Genomic DNA, 16,983 nt, shown 5'->3' on the forward strand with positions numbered 1-16,983 from the left:
TTCGAAGGGGATCGTCCATTGTGGGTGACCGGTTAGGGTCGGTCCTTGTGTGGAGCAGGCTCGCCGGGAGGGCGGTAAGATCCGCCCCCGCCCTGCTGGGACTGGCGCTGGGGATGCTGGCCCTCGGCCCCGCGCTGGGCCCGGGGTTCGTGCTCCGCTATGACATGGTCTTCGTGCCGGACCCGCCCCTGGCGGCGGCGGGGGAGGGCTTCCCCCGGGCGGTGCCCAGTGACCTGGTGGTCGCGCTGCTCGCGCAGGCCGTGCCCGCCCAGGTGGTGCAGAAGGCCGCGCTGCTCGGCGTCTTCGTGCTGGCGGCCTCGGGCGCGGCGGCGCTGGTGCCCTCGCGGCGTCTCGGCCCGCGCCTGGCGGCGGCGGCCTTCTATGCCTGGAACGCCTACCTCGCGCAGCGGTTGCTGCTGGGCCAGTGGGCGCTGCTGCTCGGGGTGGCCGGGCTGCCCTGGGCGGTGCGCGCCGCCGCGGCGCACGCCTTCCGGGGCGGCCCGGCCCGGCCCGCGGAAGCCGTACGGCAGGACGCGCGGGCTCCGGGGCGGCGGTCCCCGGGGACGTGGCGGGCGCGGGCCGTCTGGCCGGTACGGCTGGCGGTCGCGCTGCTGCCGGCCGCGGTGGGCGGGTTCCAGGCGATGCTGGTCTCGGCGCTGGCGGTGCTCCCGGTGGCCGCGACCGCGCGGCCCCCGGCCGTTCACCCGCCGCCCGCCGGGCCGCCTGGTGCGGGTCCCGGGGGACCGTCCGGAGTGCCGGGGGAGGCCGGGCGTCCCGGTGAGCCCAGCGGGGACGGTGACCGGTGGCGGGCCGGGGCCGCGTTCCGCCGGGCAGGCGGGGCCGCGGCGGTCGTCGTCCTGCTCAGCCTGCCGTGGCTGGTGCCGGCCCTGGGTAGCCGCGCGGTGACGGACCCGGCGGGGGTGCGGGCGTTCGCGGCCCGCGCCGACGGCCCCTTCGGGACGGTCGGCAGCCTGCTCGGGCTCGGTGGGATCTGGAACTCGGACGCCGGCGTGCCGGGGCAGGGCACCTGGTGGTCGGCGGGCGTGCGGCTGGCGCTGGCGGCGGTCGCGGTCTGGGGATACGCGTTCACGCGCGCCGGGCGGGCGGCGCCGTACCGGACGGGACTGGCGACGGCGGCGGCGGCCGGGCTGGGTGTCGCCCTGACGGGCGCCTTCGCGCCGGGGGTGCTGGGCGGCCTGGTCGGATGGTGGCCGGGGTTCGGGCCGCTGCGGGACGGTCAGCTCTACCTCGCCCCGTTCGTGTTGTTGCAGGCGGTGGGCCTGGCGTGCGCGGTGGAGCGCTGGAGCTCGCGCGCGGTGGAGGCGGGGACCGGCCGCGCCGGCGAGGCGCCGCGCTCGCGCTGGAGCTCGCGCGCGGTGGCCGCGGTCGCGGTGGCGGTCCCCGTGCTGGTGCTTCCCACATTCGCGATGGGGGCGTTCGGCAGGCTGGCCGCGGTGGACTACCCGGACGAGTGGCGGCGGGTCCAGGCGATCGTGAACTCCGATCCGGCGCCCGGGGCGCTGCTGTCGCTGCCGTGGGGCGCGCACCGGGCGTTCGGGTGGAACGGCCACCGGGTGATCCTGGACCCGGCGACCAAGATGTTCCGGCGCAGGGTGCTGTGGAACGACGCGCTGCTGGTGGGGCTGCCCGGCGGCGGGCGGCTGCGGGTGGCGCCCGAGGACCCGGCGACGGCGGGGGTGGACGCGGCGCTGCGTGCCGGACCGGGGGCGCGGGAGGCGGCGCTGGCGCGGCTGGGGGTCCGCTACGTCCTCACCCGGGCGGGCGACGACACGTTCCGTGACGCGGTGACCGTGTTCACCGGCCCGGAGATCCGGCTCCTGCGGCTTGACCAGGGCCTCTGAACAGCTTGATCGACGCTCTTGGGCGGGGTGTATCCCCAGCTCGGAGGAGTACCCAACGGTAACTTTCTTTGTCACGTTTTAACCAAAACCATGGCTTATGCGCGAATCACGTTCTAGTCTCGGCACACTGTCCGTCGCTGAAGGGAGCCCAGTGATGCGAGTGCTCTTGGCGCTGGCCATCGGAGCGATCCTCGCGGTCGGCGCCTCCGTGGCAGTCGTGAACGTGGGCTCGCCGACCCCGGAGCCGCCGAACCGGCCCCTGTACAACTACGGCACCAGGTGACCTGAGGCCGCGCGGCGGCCGGCGGGCGCACCGCCCCCGGCCGGGCCGCGGAGATCATCCACCGGCACGGAGCGCGGTTTCACCATGCCCTGGAACGGGCGCGCCGCCCCGGACCGAGGTGGCGTGGGCGGCGGCGCCCTACCCGGACCGGATCGGCCCGGACCGGATGGGGCGTCCGGCGGCGCCCGCACGGACGCGGGGGACAGGAGAGGCCGCGGAGGACCGCGGACCGAAGGAGCAAGGAGGCAGCGTGGCCCTTTTCGGCCGGAGCGCGAGCGCGGGGCCGCGCCCGCCCGCCCCGTCGCGGCCCGTCCTCAGCGTGGAGACCGAGGGGACGCCCGAGGCGCCGCTGCGCGGCGTCCGGGTGGCGGTGCTGAACTTCCGCGAACCGCAGCAGTCGGTGGCGGGCGGCGCGGAGGAGTACGCCTGGCAGGTCAGCCGCTACCTGACCGGCCAGGGCGCGAAGGTGTGGTTCGCCACCGCCCGCGAGCCCGGCCAGCCCGCCGCCGAGCGGCGCGACGGCGTCGAGCTGCGCAGGATGGGCAACCGCTACCTCGTCTACCTGCTCGTGCCGCTCTGGCTGCTGCTGCGCCGCCGCCGGTTCGACGTCGTCATCGACTCGATGAACGGCATCCCCTTCTTCTCCCCCCTGGTGGTGCGCCGTCGCACCGCGGTGATCTGCCTGGTCCACCACGTGCACGACCGGCAGTTCCACGCCTTCTTCCCGCCCTGGCTGGCCAGGATCGGCTGCCTCGTCGAGGGGCCGGTGGCGCGGCTGCTCTACCGCCGCCGCACCACGATCACCGTCTCGGAGTCGTCCCGGGAGGACCTGCGGGCGCGGCTGCGCTGGAAGGCGCCGATCCACGTCGTGCCCAACGGCAGCCCCGCCGCCCGCCCGGTGACGATGCGGGAGCTGCCCGGCGACCCGCTCGTGGCCTACCTGGGCAGACTGGTCGGGCACAAGAGGGTCGAGCGGGTCGTCGGCCTGGCCGCCGAGCTGGGCGACGCCCGTCCCGGCCTGCACGTCCACGTCGTGGGCCGGGGACCCGAGAGCGGGGAGCTCGCCCGCCGGGCCGCCGAGCTGGGCGTCTCCGACCGGGTGCACCTGCACGGCTTCCTCGCCGAGCCCGCCAAGAACGCCGTGCTCGGCGCGGCGCTGCTGAACGTGACCGCCTCGGAGTTCGAGGGGTGGGGCCTGACGGTGATCGAGGCCGCGGGCTTCGGCGTGCCGACCGTCGCCTACGACGTCGCCGGACTGCGTGACTCGGTAAGGGACGGGGTGACCGGCTGGCTGGTCCACGACGGCGAGACGCTCGCCGAGGTGGTGGACCGGGCGATCGGGGAGCTGTCGGACCCGGCGCGGCGCGCGGAGATCCAGGCGGCCTGCCGGGCGTGGGCGGGCGAGTTCACCTGGGGCCGGACCGGCGCCGCCGTCACCTCCCTCATCACCGCCGAGCTCCGCGAGCTCCGCGAGCTCCGCGAGCTCCGTGAGCGCCCTGAGCGCCCTGAGCGCCGCGCCGCCCGTACGGCCGGCCCGCTGCGCGGCGTCGCGGCCCCCGGTCTCCTCGCCCCTGGGGAGACCGACCCCGCTTGAACACGGGACCCGCCTCCGAGACCGCCGGAACCGCCGCGCCCGACGACGCCGTGGCCGGCGGTCGCGGCGTACCCGCTGAAAAGACCGGAAAGACCGAGAACGCGGGGAAGACCGAGAACGCGGGGAAGACCGAGGACGCGGGGAAGACCGAGGACGCGGGGAAGGCCGGAGGACCCCGCACGGCCGGCGGCTCCGAGACCGGCCGGCTCCGGCACGGCCTGCGCCTGCTGGCAGGCTGCCTGCTGCTCGCCGCCGTGGCGTTCAACACCTCCCCCGGCCAGGTGATCGGCGAGACCAAGCTGGACATGGCGATCAACCCGGTCGCCTTCCTGGCACGGGCGGCGCACCTGTGGGACGACGCGTTCTTCGGCCACCTGCAGAACCAGGCGCACGGCTACCTGTTCCCGATGGGCCCGTTCTACGCGCTGTTCACCGCGCTCGACATGCCCGCCTGGAACATCCAGCGGCTCTGGATGGCGCTGGTGCTGTGCGCGGCGTTCCTCGGCGTCGAGCGGGTCGCGCGGGCGATGGGGATCGGCACCCCCGCCACCCGCGTCCTCGCCGGGCTCGCCTACGCCCTCGCCCCGCACGCCGTCGCGCTGATCGGGACCAACTCCTCGGAGTTCCAGCCGAGCGCCGTGCTGCCGTGGGTGCTGCTGCCCCTGATCCGCGGCACCCGGCCGGGGGCGAGCCCGCGCCGGGCCGCGGCGCTGTCGGCGCTGGCGTTCGTCCTCGCCGGGGGGATCAACGCCGTGGCCGAGCTGGCGGTCCTCGTCGTGCCGCTGCTGTACCTGCTGACCCGGTGCGGCGGCCCCCACCGGCGACGCCTGCTCGCGTGGTGGCTCGCCTGCGTGGCCGCGGTGTCGATGTGGTGGCTGCTGCCCCTGCTGGTGATGGGCCGCTACATCTTCTCCTTCCTGCCCTTCATCGAGACCGCCGACGCCACCACCGGCGTCACCTCGCTCCTCAACACCCTGCGCGGCACGTCGAGCTGGATGTCCTTCCTGCCGATCGACGGCCAGGCGTGGCTGCCCGCGTCGTTCGAGCAGGCCACCGTACCGGTGATGATCGCGCTGACCGCCGCCGTCGCCGCGCTCGGCCTCGCCGGGATCGCCGCCCGCGCCACGCCGGAGCGGCCCTTCCTCGCACTCAGCGTGCTCGCCGGGGTGGTGATCGTCACCGCAGGGCACGCCGACGCGCTCGTCCACCCGTGGACCGAGCAGGTCCGGGCGCTGCTCGACGGGCCGCTGGCGCCCTTCCGCAACCTGCACAAGTTCGACGCCCTCATCCGGCTCCCGCTGGCCCTGGGCCTCGCCGCGCTGCCCCTGGCCGGTCCGGTACGGCTGCGCAGGCCCGTCCTGGCGGGCGCCGCCGTACTGGCGGCCCTGGCCGCGCTGCCGGTGGCCACCGCCGGGGCGACCCCCGCCGGGGGGTTCGAGGCCCTGCCCGGCTACTGGCGGGACGCCGCGACCTGGCTGAACCGCAACACCGGCGACGGCATGGTCCTGGCCGTGCCCGGATCACGCCGCGGCGACTACCTGTGGGGCCGTCCGATGGACGAGCCCATGCAGTCGCTGCTGAACGTCCGCTGGGCGACCCACACCAACGTCCCCTGGGGCTCCCCGGGGCTGGCGCGGCTCATCCAGGCGGTGGACGAGCGCTTCGCCACCGGCCGCGGGTCGCCGGGTCTCACCGCCTCGCTGCGCCGGATCGGCGTGAAGTACCTGCTCGTCCGTAACGACCTCGCCCGGCAGAGCCTCGGCACGGCCTGGCCCGCGCGGGTCCACGAGACCCTCGCCGAGTCCACCGGCCTGCGGCGGGTCGCCGGCTTCGGCCCGGAGATCGGCCTGCGGTCCAGCCCCACGGCCGCCGGCTGGTTCGAACAGCCCTACTCGGCGCTGGAGGTCTACGCGGTGCCCGGCCCCGCGCCGCTCGCCGCGACCGTGCCGCGCGACGGGACGCTCCGGGTCACCGGCGCGCCCGAGGCGGTGCTGGACCTGGCCGAGGAGGGGTTGCTCACCGGCGACCGGCCCGTCGTGGTCGGGGACGAGCCCGGGGCGCCCGCCGTGTCCGCGCGGGACACGGTGGCCACCGACACGCTGCGCCGCCGCGAGATCCTCTTCGGCGACCTGCGCCGCATCGCCACCCCCGCCATGACCGCCGGCCAGCCGCCCGAACGGGACCGGGGGACCGACCTCACCGACCCCGCCTGGTCCGGCGCGACCGTCACGGCCGCCTACACCGGCGTCCGGGACGTGCGGGCCTCCTCCGCCGAGTCGGGCATCGAGGCGGGGGAGCGCCGCGATCCGGGCCGCCAGCCGTACGCGGCGTTCGACGGCGACCCGCGCACCGGGTGGCGCTCCGACGGCTGGGACGGCGCGGTCGGGCAGTGGCTCCAGGTGCGCTTCACCGCGCCGATCGACATGCCGCAGATCACCGTCGCCTTCGAACGGTCGCCGGTGCTGCCGCAGGTGGCGGAGGTCTCCCTGGAGACCGAGGCGGGCGCCCGCCGGGTCGCGGTGAGCCCGGACGCCGCCCCGCAGCTGATGCGCCCGCCCCTCGGGCGGACCTCCTGGCTGCGGATCCGGGTGACCAGGCTGGCCGCCGAGCTCGCGACGCCGACCGGCGCCCGCGTCGGCGTCACCGAGGTCGCGATCCCCGGCGTACGGCCGGGCCGGACCCTCGTCGTCCCCCCGGGCGGCCCGCGCGACCCCGGGACGGTGCTGCTGACCCGCCGGGGCACGGCGAGCGCCTGCATGCGCGGATCGTCCACCTGGACCTGCGACCCCGCCACGCTGCAGATCACCGGCGAGGACGGCGACGGCTTCGACCGCTCGTTCACCGTCCGCGAGGGCGGGAAGCGGTCCATCGGCGGCGACGCCGTGCTGACCGACCCCGTCTCCTCCCGCCTCGTCACCACCCTGCACGGCGTCCACCCGCAGGTGACCGCCTCCTCCACGCTGACCGATCATCCGGCCGTCCTCGGTCGCGCGGCCATGGACGGCGACGTCTCCACCGTCTGGTACGCCGACCCCGCCGACCGCCACCCGTCCCTGACGGTCAGGCTGGGCAGGAAACGGACGATCTCCCAGATCATGGTGCTGTTCCCCGACTCCTTCCTCGGGCAGCCGCCGGTCCAGGTCAGCGTGAGCGGCGGCGGGCAGACCACGCGGGGCTGGATCCGCGCCGACGGCCGGGTGGTCTTCCCCAAGATCACCACCGACACCCTGGAGATCGGCTTCACCGCCCCGGCGTCCCGGCCGATCGAGGTGTCGGAGGTCACCGTCCCCGGGGTGAAGCCGCTCGGCTCGATGGAGAGGACCCCGCTGCGGCTGCCCTGCGGGTACGGGCCCACCCTCTCGGTGAACGGCAAGGCGGTGCGCACCGAGGTCGTCCGGGGCACGATGGGCGACGTGCTCGGCGGACGCCCCGTCGGCTACCGCGCCTGCGGACGGGTCGAGCTGGAGCCGGGCACGGCCCGGGTGAGCGTCGCCCCGGCCGACGCCTTCCGGATCGAGTCGGTCGTGGTGCGCACCGCGGACGGCGGGACGGCGGACGGCGGGGCGGACGGCGGGACGGCGGACCGGAGGACCGGGTCGTCCTCGGACTCCTCATCCGGATCAACTTCCAACCCCCCGAAGTCCCCGAAGTCCTCGAAGTCCTTGAACGCGTCGGAGTCCACCGGGTCCACGGCCTCCTCCGGTTCCCCCGGGGCCGGTCCGGGGGGTGGCGTCGTGACGGCCGCGCCCGTGACCACTCAGGCGTGGGGACCGGCCGAGCGGCGGGTCCGCTTCTCCGTCTCCGCCCCCTCCTACCTGGTGGTCAACGAGAACCACAACGCGGGCTGGCAGGCGTACCTCGGCGACGGACGGCTGAAGCCGGTCCGGCTGGACGGCTGGCGGCAGGCGTGGGAACTGCCCGCCGGGCAGGGCGTGGTGACCATGCGCTACGAGCCCGACTCCGCCTACCGCGCGGCGCTGCTCGGCGGCGGGTGCCTGGTGCCGCTGGTGGCGGTGCTCGCGCTCGTCCGGCCGCGCCGTACCGCGCCCCGCCGGGCCGGGACCGGGGCCGCCGCGGTCCGCGCGGCCTGGTTCTGGCCGCTCGCCCCGGCCGTCGGCCTGTGGACCGGCGGCGTCGCGGGCGCGCTGGCCGTCACCGCGGCGGCGGCGCTGTACGCCCTGGCGGTCAGGCGCTGGAGCGCCCGCCCCGGCGGGTCCGTGCCCGCGACGCTGCTGCGGTGGGCGCCCGCGGTCCCGCTCTGCCTCGCCGGTCTCGCGCTCGCCGCGGGCACCGCGTACGGCGGGACCGCCCTCGCCGGGGCGCTGACCGGGATCGTGCCGCAGGCGCTCTGCCTGCTGGCGCTCGCCTGGCTGCCGGTCGCGGCCCCGGAACCGGCCCCCGCCGACCCGGCCGCCCCGGGGCCGGAACCGGCGCGACACCCCGAGCCGGTCGCGGCGGCGGTGCGCCGGTGACCGGCCCGCGGGTCCCCTGGACCGCGTTCGCGGCGGCGAGCGCCTTCTTCGTCACGCTGGCGGCGCTGCTGCGCCTGTACGTCTACCCCAGCGCCCTGGTGATGCCGCTGGAGCAGGCCAGGACGTACCGCATGACGGCGTCCGGCGCCCAGTACTTCGACACCGCGACGCTCACCTCCCACGCCGGGGTCTCGCTGCTGTCCACCACGACGGTGAGCGGGGACGCCGGCGCGGGCGGCCCGGACACGGCGGTGTGGGTGGAGTTCACCTCGCTCACCGCCGAGGGCGGCGACCGGATCGACTACCACGAGCGCCGGACCGCCTTCGACCGCAGGACGGGCCTGGCGGTCGCCTGCTGCGACGGGTACGTCGACGACGACCCCGGAGCCCGGCAGGAGGGAATCGCCTTCCGCCTGCCGTTCCGCGCCGAGCCGCGCACCTACCCGATGTACGACGTGCTGCTGCGGACGGCGGTCCCGCTCCGCTACGAGCGGCAGGAACGGGTGTTCGGCCGGCCCGCCTACCGCTACACCTACACGGCGGGCCCGATCAGGATCGAGGACGTCCCCGGGCAGCTCCCCGGAAAGGCGCTCGGACTGCCGGAGTGGCGGGCCGTCAGCGTCTCCCGCTACGCCGAGGTGACCCGGACGATCTGGGTGGATCCGGAGAGCGGCCTGACCGTCAAGGTGCGCGAGCACCAGCGCCAGGCCCTGCGCACCCCCGACGGGGTCGAGCGCAAGGTGACCCTCCTGGCGGACCTCGACATGACGCCCGAGGACGTGGCGGACCGGGTGGCCGACGCGGGGGCCTTCGACCGCTGGGTCCTCCTCGTCCGCGACCTGCTGCCGGGCGTGTTCCTGGCGGCCGGGCTCGCGCTGGTCCCGGTGGCCCTCCGGCGGCGGAGGCGGGACGGGCGGCCCGGCCCGGACGGTGACCCGGCCGTGGCCGGGGCGGAGACGGGCTCGGCCGTGTCCGAGGCGAGGCCGAACGGCGTGACCAGGGCGGAGACGGGCGCGGCGGAGGCTCGGACGGGCACGCGCACGGGGACAGGCCGTGACCCGGTCCGGGCGGACGGGGAGCGGAAGTGAGCGGCGCGGCGGCCGGGGTGGGGCGATGACGGGGACGGGCGGCGGCCCGGTCGAGGTGGAGCTGCGGCTGCCGGCCTGGGCGCGCGGCGTCCCGCGGCTCCGGTACGGCCTCACGGCCGCGGCGCTGCTGCTTGTGGCCGCGAGCCTCGTGCTGAAGGGATGGCTGCTCAGCCGGTCCTACTTCACCGAGGACGACATCGTCTTCGCCGGCCGGGCCGTCACCGAGCCGTTCGGCTGGGCGCACCTGCTGCGGGTGCACATCGGCCACCTGATGCCGGGCGGTCTCGCGCTGGTCCGGGCCCTCACCGCGATCTCCCCGTACGACTGGGGACTGGTCTCGGCCGTGGTCCTCGTCCTGTCCGCGGCGGCGTCCCTGGCGCTGTACCGGCTGCTGCGCCTGCTGTTCGGGCCCCGGCCGATGATCCTCGTCCCGCTCGCGTTCTTCCTGTTCTCACCCGCGGCCTTCCAGGCGACCGCCTGGTTCGCCGCGGCGGTCAACATCCTTCCCCTGCACATCGCCATGCTCATGGCGATGTGCTCGCAGGTGCTGCTGATCCGCACCGGCCGCCCGCGGCATGCGGTCGCCGGGCTCGCCTGGACCTGCGCCGGGCTGCTGTTCTTCGAGAAGGCGGTCCTCATCCCGCCGGTGCTGTTCCTCCTCACCGTCGTGCTCCTCGCCGGGGAGCGCGGGGTGCTCGGCGCCGCGCGCCGGCACCTGGGCCTGTGGCTCGTCCACGCGGCGGTGGCCGGCGCCTACCTCGCCGCCTACCTCACGGCGTCCGGGCGGTCCGGCGGCCAGGGGGTCATACCTCCCGACTTCTACACGGCTGTGGACTACGCCGGGACGTTCCTCGGCGGCACGGTCCCGACCCTGCTGGCCGGGGGACCGCTGACCTGGGGGCCGGTGACGTCGGCCGGCGCGCTGGCCGGTCACCGGCCCGTCGAGATCGCCGTGGCCTGGCTGGCCCTGGCGGCCGTCGTGGCGGGCACCTGCCGGGCACGGCGCGCGGCCGTCCCCGCGTGGCTGCTGGCGGGCGGCTACCTCCTGGTCGCGGACGGCCTGCTGATCATGATCGCCCGGGGCGGGTCCTGGCGCGCCTTCGAGAGCCGCTACATCGCCGACGCCCTCCCCCTGCTCGCCGTCTGCCTGGCACTGGCCCTCATGCCGTGGCGGGGCGCGGCGCGGGACACGGAGGCCGTACGGCGGGGCGCGGCGGGGAGCACGGCGGACCCGGTGGCCTCCGGCCCGGAGGCGGTCCCGGCGGTCCCGAGGGTTTCGGCGGCTCCGGCAGTGGAGTCGGTCCCCGCGGTCCGGGCAGGCTCCGGTCCGGAGGCGGTCCCGGCGGTCCCGGACGGGGGCGCGCCGACCCTTCCGGTGTACGCCGTACCGGCCGTATGCGCCTACGTGGCGCTCGCCCTGGTGTCTGCGTCGGTCTTCGGCCCCACGCTCCCCGGCAGGACCGGCCGCGCCTACTTCGACGCGGCCCGTGCGGACCTCGCCGCACTCGGCCCCGAAACCGGTGTGTACCCGGGGCTGGTGCCCGAGCGGATGATGTTCCCCTGGCAGCCGCTGCCGGACCGGCTGACCTCCCGGGCACTCGCCCCGCTCGCCACGGGCGCGCTGCGCGAGCGGATCATCCACCCCGGGGTCGCCTACGACGCGGTGACCTTCGACGACCGGGGGCACCTGGTGCCCGCCGCGGTCCTCGGCGGCTTCGTGACCGGGAAGGACGGCGGCTGCCTCCCGTGGCGCGGCGGCGCGGTCACCGCCGATCTCGCCGTCCGCGAGGGGAACGTCGTCCGCCTGCACTACCGCGTGCCCCGCGACACGCGTGTCACCGTGACCGCAGGGGAGCGGCGGACCGAGGTCACGCTGCGGGCGGACCGGGAGCGGGTCCACCTCGTGACGCCGCCCGCCCCGGGGCCGGTCCGCGTCACGCTCCCGGACGGCTCACGCCCGGACGTTGCGCGCCGGGACGTTTCGCGCCCGGACGTTTCGCGCCCGGAGGGCTCGCGCCCGGAGGGCTCGCGCTCGGACGGAGGCGGGGAGAGCGGTGTCTGCCTGCGCGCCGTGGTGGTCGGCGCGGCCGTGCCGGAGAACCCGGAAGGGGCGGTCAGTGACGGCGCAGGATGAGCAGCAGGTTCCAGCTCACGATCTCCCGCAGCCCCGGGACGCGGATCACCGGGGTCGCCCAGCGCGGGTGGTAGCGGGGCAGGGCGTCCAGGACCGTGACGCCGGGCTGCCGCCGTGCCCAGCGCAGCGCGGCGCCGACCGAGACGGGGTAGAGGCTCTCGCCGTAGACGTTCTTGGGGCGCCTGCCGTACCGGCGGGTGTAGCGGGCGGCGGCGCGGTGGCCGCCGAGGTAGTGCCAGGGCGAGGTCTCGTGGCCGCCCCAGGGCGACAGCCAGTTGGTGAACGACAGGTACACCACGCCGCCGGGCCTGGTCACCCGTACCATCTCGGCGGCCATCCGCCACGGGTCGGGCACGTGCTCCAGCACGTTGGAGGAGAAGCAGACGTCCACCGACCCGGTGGCCAGCGGCAGGTCCAGCGCGCTGCCCAGCACCGCCCCCTCGGGCGTGGCGCCCCGGCGGGCCATCATCTCGCCGGCGTCGCAGTCGACGCAGACCGGGCGGGCGCCCGCCGCGCGCAGCACGTCGGTGAAGTATCCCGGGCCGCCGCCGACGTCGGCGACGAGCGCGCCGTCCAGCTCGGTGTAGGAGGCGAGCTGGGCGACCGTGTCGCGGGCCAGCATGCCGTAGAAGAAGTCGGGGTCGGTCTGCTCCTTGCGGAAGGCGCGGAGGAGCGCGACAGACCGGCCCAAAGTGGCCCGGAACGGTGCCTGCGGGGTCTCCAACGCTGCTCCTCACCGCAATTGGACAAACCAGGTGGGCCGGAGCATAACACCGCATCATCTCTGGTCCTGACAGCTCGTACGGTGTTCCACCGGAACACCGGATCGTAGGGAGACGCCTGGTGGACGCCACGAAGGACACGGGAACCGCCGAGGGCGGGACGGAGGCGGGGCCGCCGGCGGTGCGGCTCACGCTGCCCGGGTGGCTGGCGCGCCTGCGCGGCCCGGTGGCGCTGGGCGGGGCGGCCCTCATCGCGGCGTCGCTGGTGCTGCGCGTGCTGGTCCTGCGCGACTCCTACTTCGTCGAGGACGACCTGCTGTTCGTCGGCAACGCCTACGGCGAGGACTTCACGCTCGACTACCTGACCCGGGTGCACAAGGGCCACTTCATGCCGGGCGCGATCGCGCTGACCTGGGTGCTGTCCCGCGTCGCCCCCTACGACTGGGCGCTGGTGTCGGCCGTCACGCTCGCCGCGCAGGCGCTGCTCGGCGTGCTGGCGCTGCGGCTGCTGCGGACCCTGTTCGGCGTCCGGCCGGCGATCCTGCTGCCGCTGGCGCTGTTCCTGTTCTGCCCGCTGACCTTCCCCGCGTTCACCTGGTGGGCCGCGGCGATCAACGCGATCCCGCTTCAGCTCGCCCTGGTGCTCGCGCTCACCGCCCAGGTGCGTTTCGCCCGCGGGGAGGGCGCCGGGTACGGCCGGCGCGCGCTGATCTGGTGCGTGGCCGGCATGGCCTTCAGCACCAAGGGCGTCTTCGCGCCCTTCCTGCTGTTCGCGCTGACCACGGCGTTCCTGCGGGACCGGGAGACCGGCTGGCTCCGCTCGATGTGGCGGGAACTGCGGGCGAACCGTTGGCTCTGGGCGGCGCACGCGGCGGTGCTGGCCGCCTACACGCTCGTCTACCTCGACCGGATGGACACCGCGCCGGGCGAGGGCGCCTCGGCTCCCAAACCCGGTGTGGCGGCCGACCTGGTCTCCCTGCTGCTGGGCCGTACCTTCCCCAGCGGGGCGGTCGGCGGGCCGGTGTCGTGGACGCCGACCCCGGCGGGCGGCCTGGCCGCGCCGTCCGGCTTCGTCGTGGCGCTCTCCTGGACGGTGCTGGCGGTCACGGTGGTGGCCACGCTCGTCTACCGCCGCCGGGCGCACCGGGCGTGGCTCACGCTGGCCGGGTACCTGGTGCTCGCCGACGCGATCCCCACGGTGATCGCCCGGGGCAGCTACCTGGGACTGGTGGGCGCCGAGACCCGCTACGTCGCCGACGCCGCGCTGGTCCTCGCGGTCTGCCTGGGCTGCGCGCTGCTGCCGGTGGCGGGGGAGACGGACGCCTACCGCCGTCCGCTCCCCGAACGGTCCTCGCTCGCCCTCGTCGCGGGGCTCACCGCCGGGGCCTACCTGGTGCTGTCGGTGTTCTCCGTCGAGGCGTACCGGGCGACCCTGAACGGCCAGCGCGTCCGGGCCTACCTCGACGCGGCCGCCGCGGAGCTGGCCGCCGCCCCGGACACCGCGGTGATCTACCCGGCGCCGGTGCCGCCCGACATCGTGCTGCCGGTGAACGGCGAGCGGCGGCTCACCGACCGCCTGCTCGCCCCGCTGGCCCGGCCGGCGCTGCGGGCGAGGATGGCCCACCCCGAACCCACCGAGGACGCCCGGGTCTTCAACCGGCAGGGGAAGCTGGTGCGGATGAACGTCGTCCCCGGCTTCTTCGCCACCCGGGGCCCGGACGAGCGGTGCATGCGGACGCTGCTGGGCGCGATGTCCTTCCCCGACGCGGTCTCCTTCGGCGGCCGGGCCACCGTGGGCGGCCTGTCCTACTCGGCCGACCGCCCCGCCTCGGTCACCGTGGAGGTCGGCGGGGAGCGCACGGTCCTGTCGCTGCGCAGGACCGCCTCGGGGCTGGTCCAGTTCCCGGTGCACGGGATCGGACGGGGGATGCGGATCGAGATGAACGACCCGGAGGCCCCGGTCTGCGTGATCGCCGTCGCCCTGGGCTCTCCGGCCCCCGAGGGCGAAAACCCGTCCTGACCTGACCTCAGAGGTCGCCGCACCCGCTGCTTTCAAGCGGATCGTGGAGCTCGTCATCGATCGTCGTGTCCAGATCAGCCCGCACCTCGTCCCAGTCGATGGCCGGGGCGGTGGCGAAGACGGACTGCGCCTCAGCCGTGGGAACGAACCGGCGACGCTTGATCGGCTTCACTTCGGCGAGCGGCTCGCCGTTGAGCGTCAGAACGTATCGTCTTCCCTCACGCAGGCCGCGTGTGACGCTGCCGGAGTCGTTGACGAACTGACGCACGCTCACCTCGATCGAACGAGGCTTTGGAGCGTCCATGGCTCGATCGTACCCCCGCGTACCACGGCATCACAGTTGTTGATCTCCAGGTCGAAGGTACCGTCCGGACGGTGGCGGACACCTTTGCGGGATCGGGTCGCCAGGACATCCGATCGCGCGGAAGCCCGCCGGAGTATGTTTCTCTTGTGGCTGGTACCACACGCATCACGGTGACTCTTCCCACCGAGCAGCTGGACGAGCTGAGGAAGCTGACCGACGACGTCTCGGGCTATGTCGCCGAGGCCGTGGCACGTCGGATCAGGCACCACCTGATCGCCGAGGACCTCCGCCGCTATCAGGAGAGGGAGGGCGCCTTCACCGAGGAGGAGCTGGCCGAAGCCCGAGCGAAGATCTTCGGTGGCCGCTCCGATTAACCTGTTTTCTCGGGGCCGTACCACTGGAGGGCCTGGCCGGTGACCGAGGCGATGCATTGGAAGTCGCGGTCGCGGTGGAGCAGGGTGAGTCCTCTCAGCTCCGCGGTGGCCGCCACCACCAGGTCCACCGGCACTGCTGAGCGATGCAGCCCTTTGGAGGTCAGGAGGGCCTGAACCTGCCATGCCCGGTCGTAAGCACGGTCGTCAACGGGCACCCATCCGAACAGACGACGTATCTCCTCGATGCCCTGCTCGCGATCTGCCGGTGATCGCGCGCTGTAGAAGAACTCAAGCTCGGTGACGGGGCATACGGCGACCAGTCCCGCCGTGACGGCCTGATCCCAGCCGTACGTCTCGGCTTCGCCACGCATGAACCTGGCCAGAGCGCTGGTGTCGATGAGGAACCGCGCGGCGCTCACCGGCGGTAGTTCGCCTTGTCCTCGAACATGTCCAGGTCGAAGGCGCCGTCGGCGGCGGCCGCGCGCAGCCGCGTCAGTGCCAGCGCGCGTCGCCGGTTCTCCAGCACCTCGCGCAGAGCGGTGTTGACCGTCTCTCGCTTCGTGCCGGTTCCCAGTGCCTTGGCCACCTCGGCCAGGAGATCGTCATCCAGATCGATCATGGTTCGACTCATCGCGTCTCCCTTGTATGCCTAGATATGCATCAAATATACATCGCGATGTGTCATCGCATCGGCTTTCGGCCTTCTCCTCGTCCGAGATGGGCCAGCCGGTAGGCGGGGCGTTCGATGAAGCGGTGGGTCAGGGCGGCCAGCGCGAGGGTGATGGCCGCGATGGGGACGAGGTTGGCGAGGAAGCCGCCGGTGAACGACGGCTGCCCGGTGAAGCCGTACCAGAGATGGATGGCCACGAACTGCCAGAGGAACACCCCGTAGGAGATCCGGCCGAGGTAGGCCATGACCCGGTTGCCGAGCAGCAGCCGGACCGGGGAGTCGCCGGGGGGCGGCAGGGTGGCCGGGACGAGCAGGCACGCGGCGACGACCGTGTAGAGGACGATCTCGAACAGGCCCGACCAGAAGCCGTCGATGCCGAGGAAGCGGGTGCCGGTCACCGGGGAGGCCGCGAGCGCGTAGGCCAGCGCGGCGACCAGCCACCACGAGCCGGGGGAGGCGGAGGCCGCCCGCCGGAACCGGCTCGCGGGAGAGTCTCCGGCGGGGTCGGCCCGGTCCCAGGCCAGCACGACGGCCAGGGCCATCCCGGCAGCGAAGAAGATCGCCGACCGGGGCGCCCAGGAGTTCAGGTAGGGGCGGTACTCCGGGTAGTAGGTCAGCAGGGTCCAGACCAGCGACACCGCCCCCAGCACGGCCAGCCCGGTCAGCAGCCGCCGGGCCCGGACGTCCGTGTCCGGGCCGCCGCGCCGGGCGAAGGCCGCGAGCCCGGCCGCCAGCAGCGGGAGGGCGACGTAGAAGGCCGCCTCCACCGACAGGCTCCACATCTGGGCGAGGCCCTTGGGGCCCAGGCCGAACCACCAGGGGTGGGTGTCGTAGTTCTGGGTGAGGGTCAGCAGCTTCAGCCAGGTCCAGCCGTCCGACAGGTGGTCGCGCGACCACAGGAGCAGGGCGGCGGCGACCGCCAGCCAGTAGGCGGGCAGGATCCGCAGGGCGCGCTTCCACAGGTAGGACCGCACGTGGACGGGCGCCTCCCCGGCCAGCAGCGACGCCGCGAAGGGCCGGTAGAGCAGCAGCCCGGAGAGCGCGAAGAAGATCGGCACGGCCACGTCGCCCCGGGAGAGCAGCGCGCCGCCGAAGCCGGGCGCGAGCGCGGCCCCGCTCTCGGTCGCCACGTGGAAGACGAGGACGGCGAACGCGGCGACGGCGCGCACGCCGTCGAGGGTGTCGAGCCGGCCGTCCCCGGTGAGCGTCGCGGGCCCGTCGCCGGAGGGCGTCGCCGGGCCGTCCTCGGTGAGCGTCGCCCGCCCGGTCCCGGACGGCGGCCCGGACGGCGTCGCGGGCGCGTTTCCAGCGGCCGGTATGGCGGGTTCCGGGATGTCCCCTGGGTCCGGGAGGCGCAGTTCGGGGGTAGTTTTGCGGGGGGTCGCGGGATCCGGGCCGGAGAGGGCCTCCGTGGCAGAACCTGTTTCGGTCACTTTTCCGCATCCCTACGTGACGACGGT

At 74.9% G+C, this 16,983-nt stretch carries 13 protein-coding genes; 8 read left to right on the forward strand and 5 right to left on the reverse strand.

Annotation, left to right across the window (positions count from 1 at the left end; genetic code table 11):
- Positions 1 to 113 precede the first annotated feature (113 nt).
- The 6 genes from ACFYSC_RS09360 (at position 114) to ACFYSC_RS09385 (ending at position 11,433) form a co-directional block, all read left to right on the forward strand.
- Positions 114 to 1,862, forward strand: coding sequence for a hypothetical protein (locus ACFYSC_RS09360; protein ID WP_389959264.1), 1,749 nt, complete (start codon positions 114 to 116; stop codon positions 1,860 to 1,862).
- Between the two features lie 154 nt (positions 1,863 to 2,016).
- Complete coding sequence (locus ACFYSC_RS09365; RefSeq protein ID WP_268246289.1) at positions 2,017 to 2,145, forward strand: hypothetical protein; 129 nt, start codon at positions 2,017 to 2,019, stop codon at positions 2,143 to 2,145.
- Positions 2,146 to 2,395: 250 nt separating this feature from the next.
- Positions 2,396 to 3,739: a glycosyltransferase family 4 protein gene (locus ACFYSC_RS09370; protein WP_389958934.1), complete on the forward strand. Its 1,344-nt coding sequence runs from the start codon at positions 2,396 to 2,398 to the stop codon at positions 3,737 to 3,739.
- A complete protein-coding gene (locus tag ACFYSC_RS09375) occupies positions 3,736 to 8,211 on the forward strand; it encodes an alpha-(1->3)-arabinofuranosyltransferase family protein (protein ID WP_389958937.1) in 4,476 nt (1,491 codons plus the stop codon). Before ACFYSC_RS09370 ends, ACFYSC_RS09375 begins: the two co-directional genes overlap by 4 nt.
- A complete protein-coding gene (locus ACFYSC_RS09380) occupies positions 8,208 to 9,299 on the forward strand; it encodes a DUF3068 domain-containing protein (protein ID WP_389958940.1) in 1,092 nt (363 codons plus the stop codon). Before ACFYSC_RS09375 ends, ACFYSC_RS09380 begins: the two co-directional genes overlap by 4 nt.
- A gap of 25 nt (positions 9,300 to 9,324) precedes the next feature.
- Positions 9,325 to 11,433, forward strand: a complete 2,109-nt coding sequence (locus tag ACFYSC_RS09385; protein WP_389958943.1) for a hypothetical protein — start codon at positions 9,325 to 9,327, stop codon at positions 11,431 to 11,433.
- Here ACFYSC_RS09385 and ACFYSC_RS09390 read toward each other — a convergent pair.
- Positions 11,414 to 12,157, reverse strand: a complete 744-nt coding sequence (locus ACFYSC_RS09390; protein ID WP_389958945.1) for a class I SAM-dependent methyltransferase — start codon at positions 12,155 to 12,157, stop codon at positions 11,414 to 11,416. The two genes, ACFYSC_RS09385 and ACFYSC_RS09390, sit on opposite strands and share 20 nt — an antisense overlap.
- Positions 12,158 to 12,276: 119 nt before the next feature.
- Between ACFYSC_RS09390 and ACFYSC_RS09395 the strand changes: the two genes are divergently transcribed.
- Positions 12,277 to 14,175, forward strand: coding sequence for a hypothetical protein (locus tag ACFYSC_RS09395; protein WP_389958948.1), 1,899 nt, complete (start codon positions 12,277 to 12,279; stop codon positions 14,173 to 14,175).
- A 7-nt stretch (positions 14,176 to 14,182) separates the two neighbouring features.
- Here ACFYSC_RS09395 and ACFYSC_RS09400 read toward each other — a convergent pair whose 3' ends face one another.
- Positions 14,183 to 14,479 carry a hypothetical protein gene (locus ACFYSC_RS09400; protein ID WP_389958950.1) on the reverse strand — a complete coding sequence of 99 codons (297 nt, stop codon included), beginning with the start codon at positions 14,477 to 14,479 and terminating at the stop codon, positions 14,183 to 14,185.
- 146 nt (positions 14,480 to 14,625) lie between these two features.
- On the opposite strand from ACFYSC_RS09400, the gene ACFYSC_RS09405 reads away from it, so the two are divergent.
- Entirely contained in the window at positions 14,626 to 14,853 is a 228-nt protein-coding gene (locus tag ACFYSC_RS09405) for a hypothetical protein (RefSeq protein WP_389958953.1), read from the forward strand.
- On the opposite strand, the gene ACFYSC_RS09410 is transcribed toward ACFYSC_RS09405, so the two are convergent.
- The 3 genes from ACFYSC_RS09410 to ACFYSC_RS09420 form a co-directional block, all read right to left on the reverse strand.
- Positions 14,850 to 15,272: a PIN domain nuclease gene (locus ACFYSC_RS09410; protein ID WP_389958956.1), complete on the reverse strand. Its 423-nt coding sequence runs from the start codon at positions 15,270 to 15,272 to the stop codon at positions 14,850 to 14,852. The two genes, ACFYSC_RS09405 and ACFYSC_RS09410, sit on opposite strands and share 4 nt — an antisense overlap.
- A complete protein-coding gene (locus tag ACFYSC_RS09415; RefSeq protein ID WP_389958959.1) occupies positions 15,269 to 15,472 on the reverse strand; it encodes a type II toxin-antitoxin system VapB family antitoxin in 204 nt (67 codons plus the stop codon). Before ACFYSC_RS09415 ends, ACFYSC_RS09410 begins: the two co-directional genes overlap by 4 nt.
- Before the next feature lie 62 nt (positions 15,473 to 15,534).
- Positions 15,535 to 16,956 carry an acyltransferase family protein gene (locus ACFYSC_RS09420; RefSeq protein ID WP_389958962.1) on the reverse strand — a complete coding sequence of 474 codons (1,422 nt, stop codon included), beginning with the start codon at positions 16,954 to 16,956 and terminating at the stop codon, positions 15,535 to 15,537.
- Between the last annotated feature and the right edge of the window lie 27 nt (positions 16,957 to 16,983).

Source organism: Streptosporangium sp. NPDC004379, assembly GCF_042873875.1.
Lineage (GTDB): Bacteria > Actinomycetota > Actinomycetes > Streptosporangiales > Streptosporangiaceae > Streptosporangium.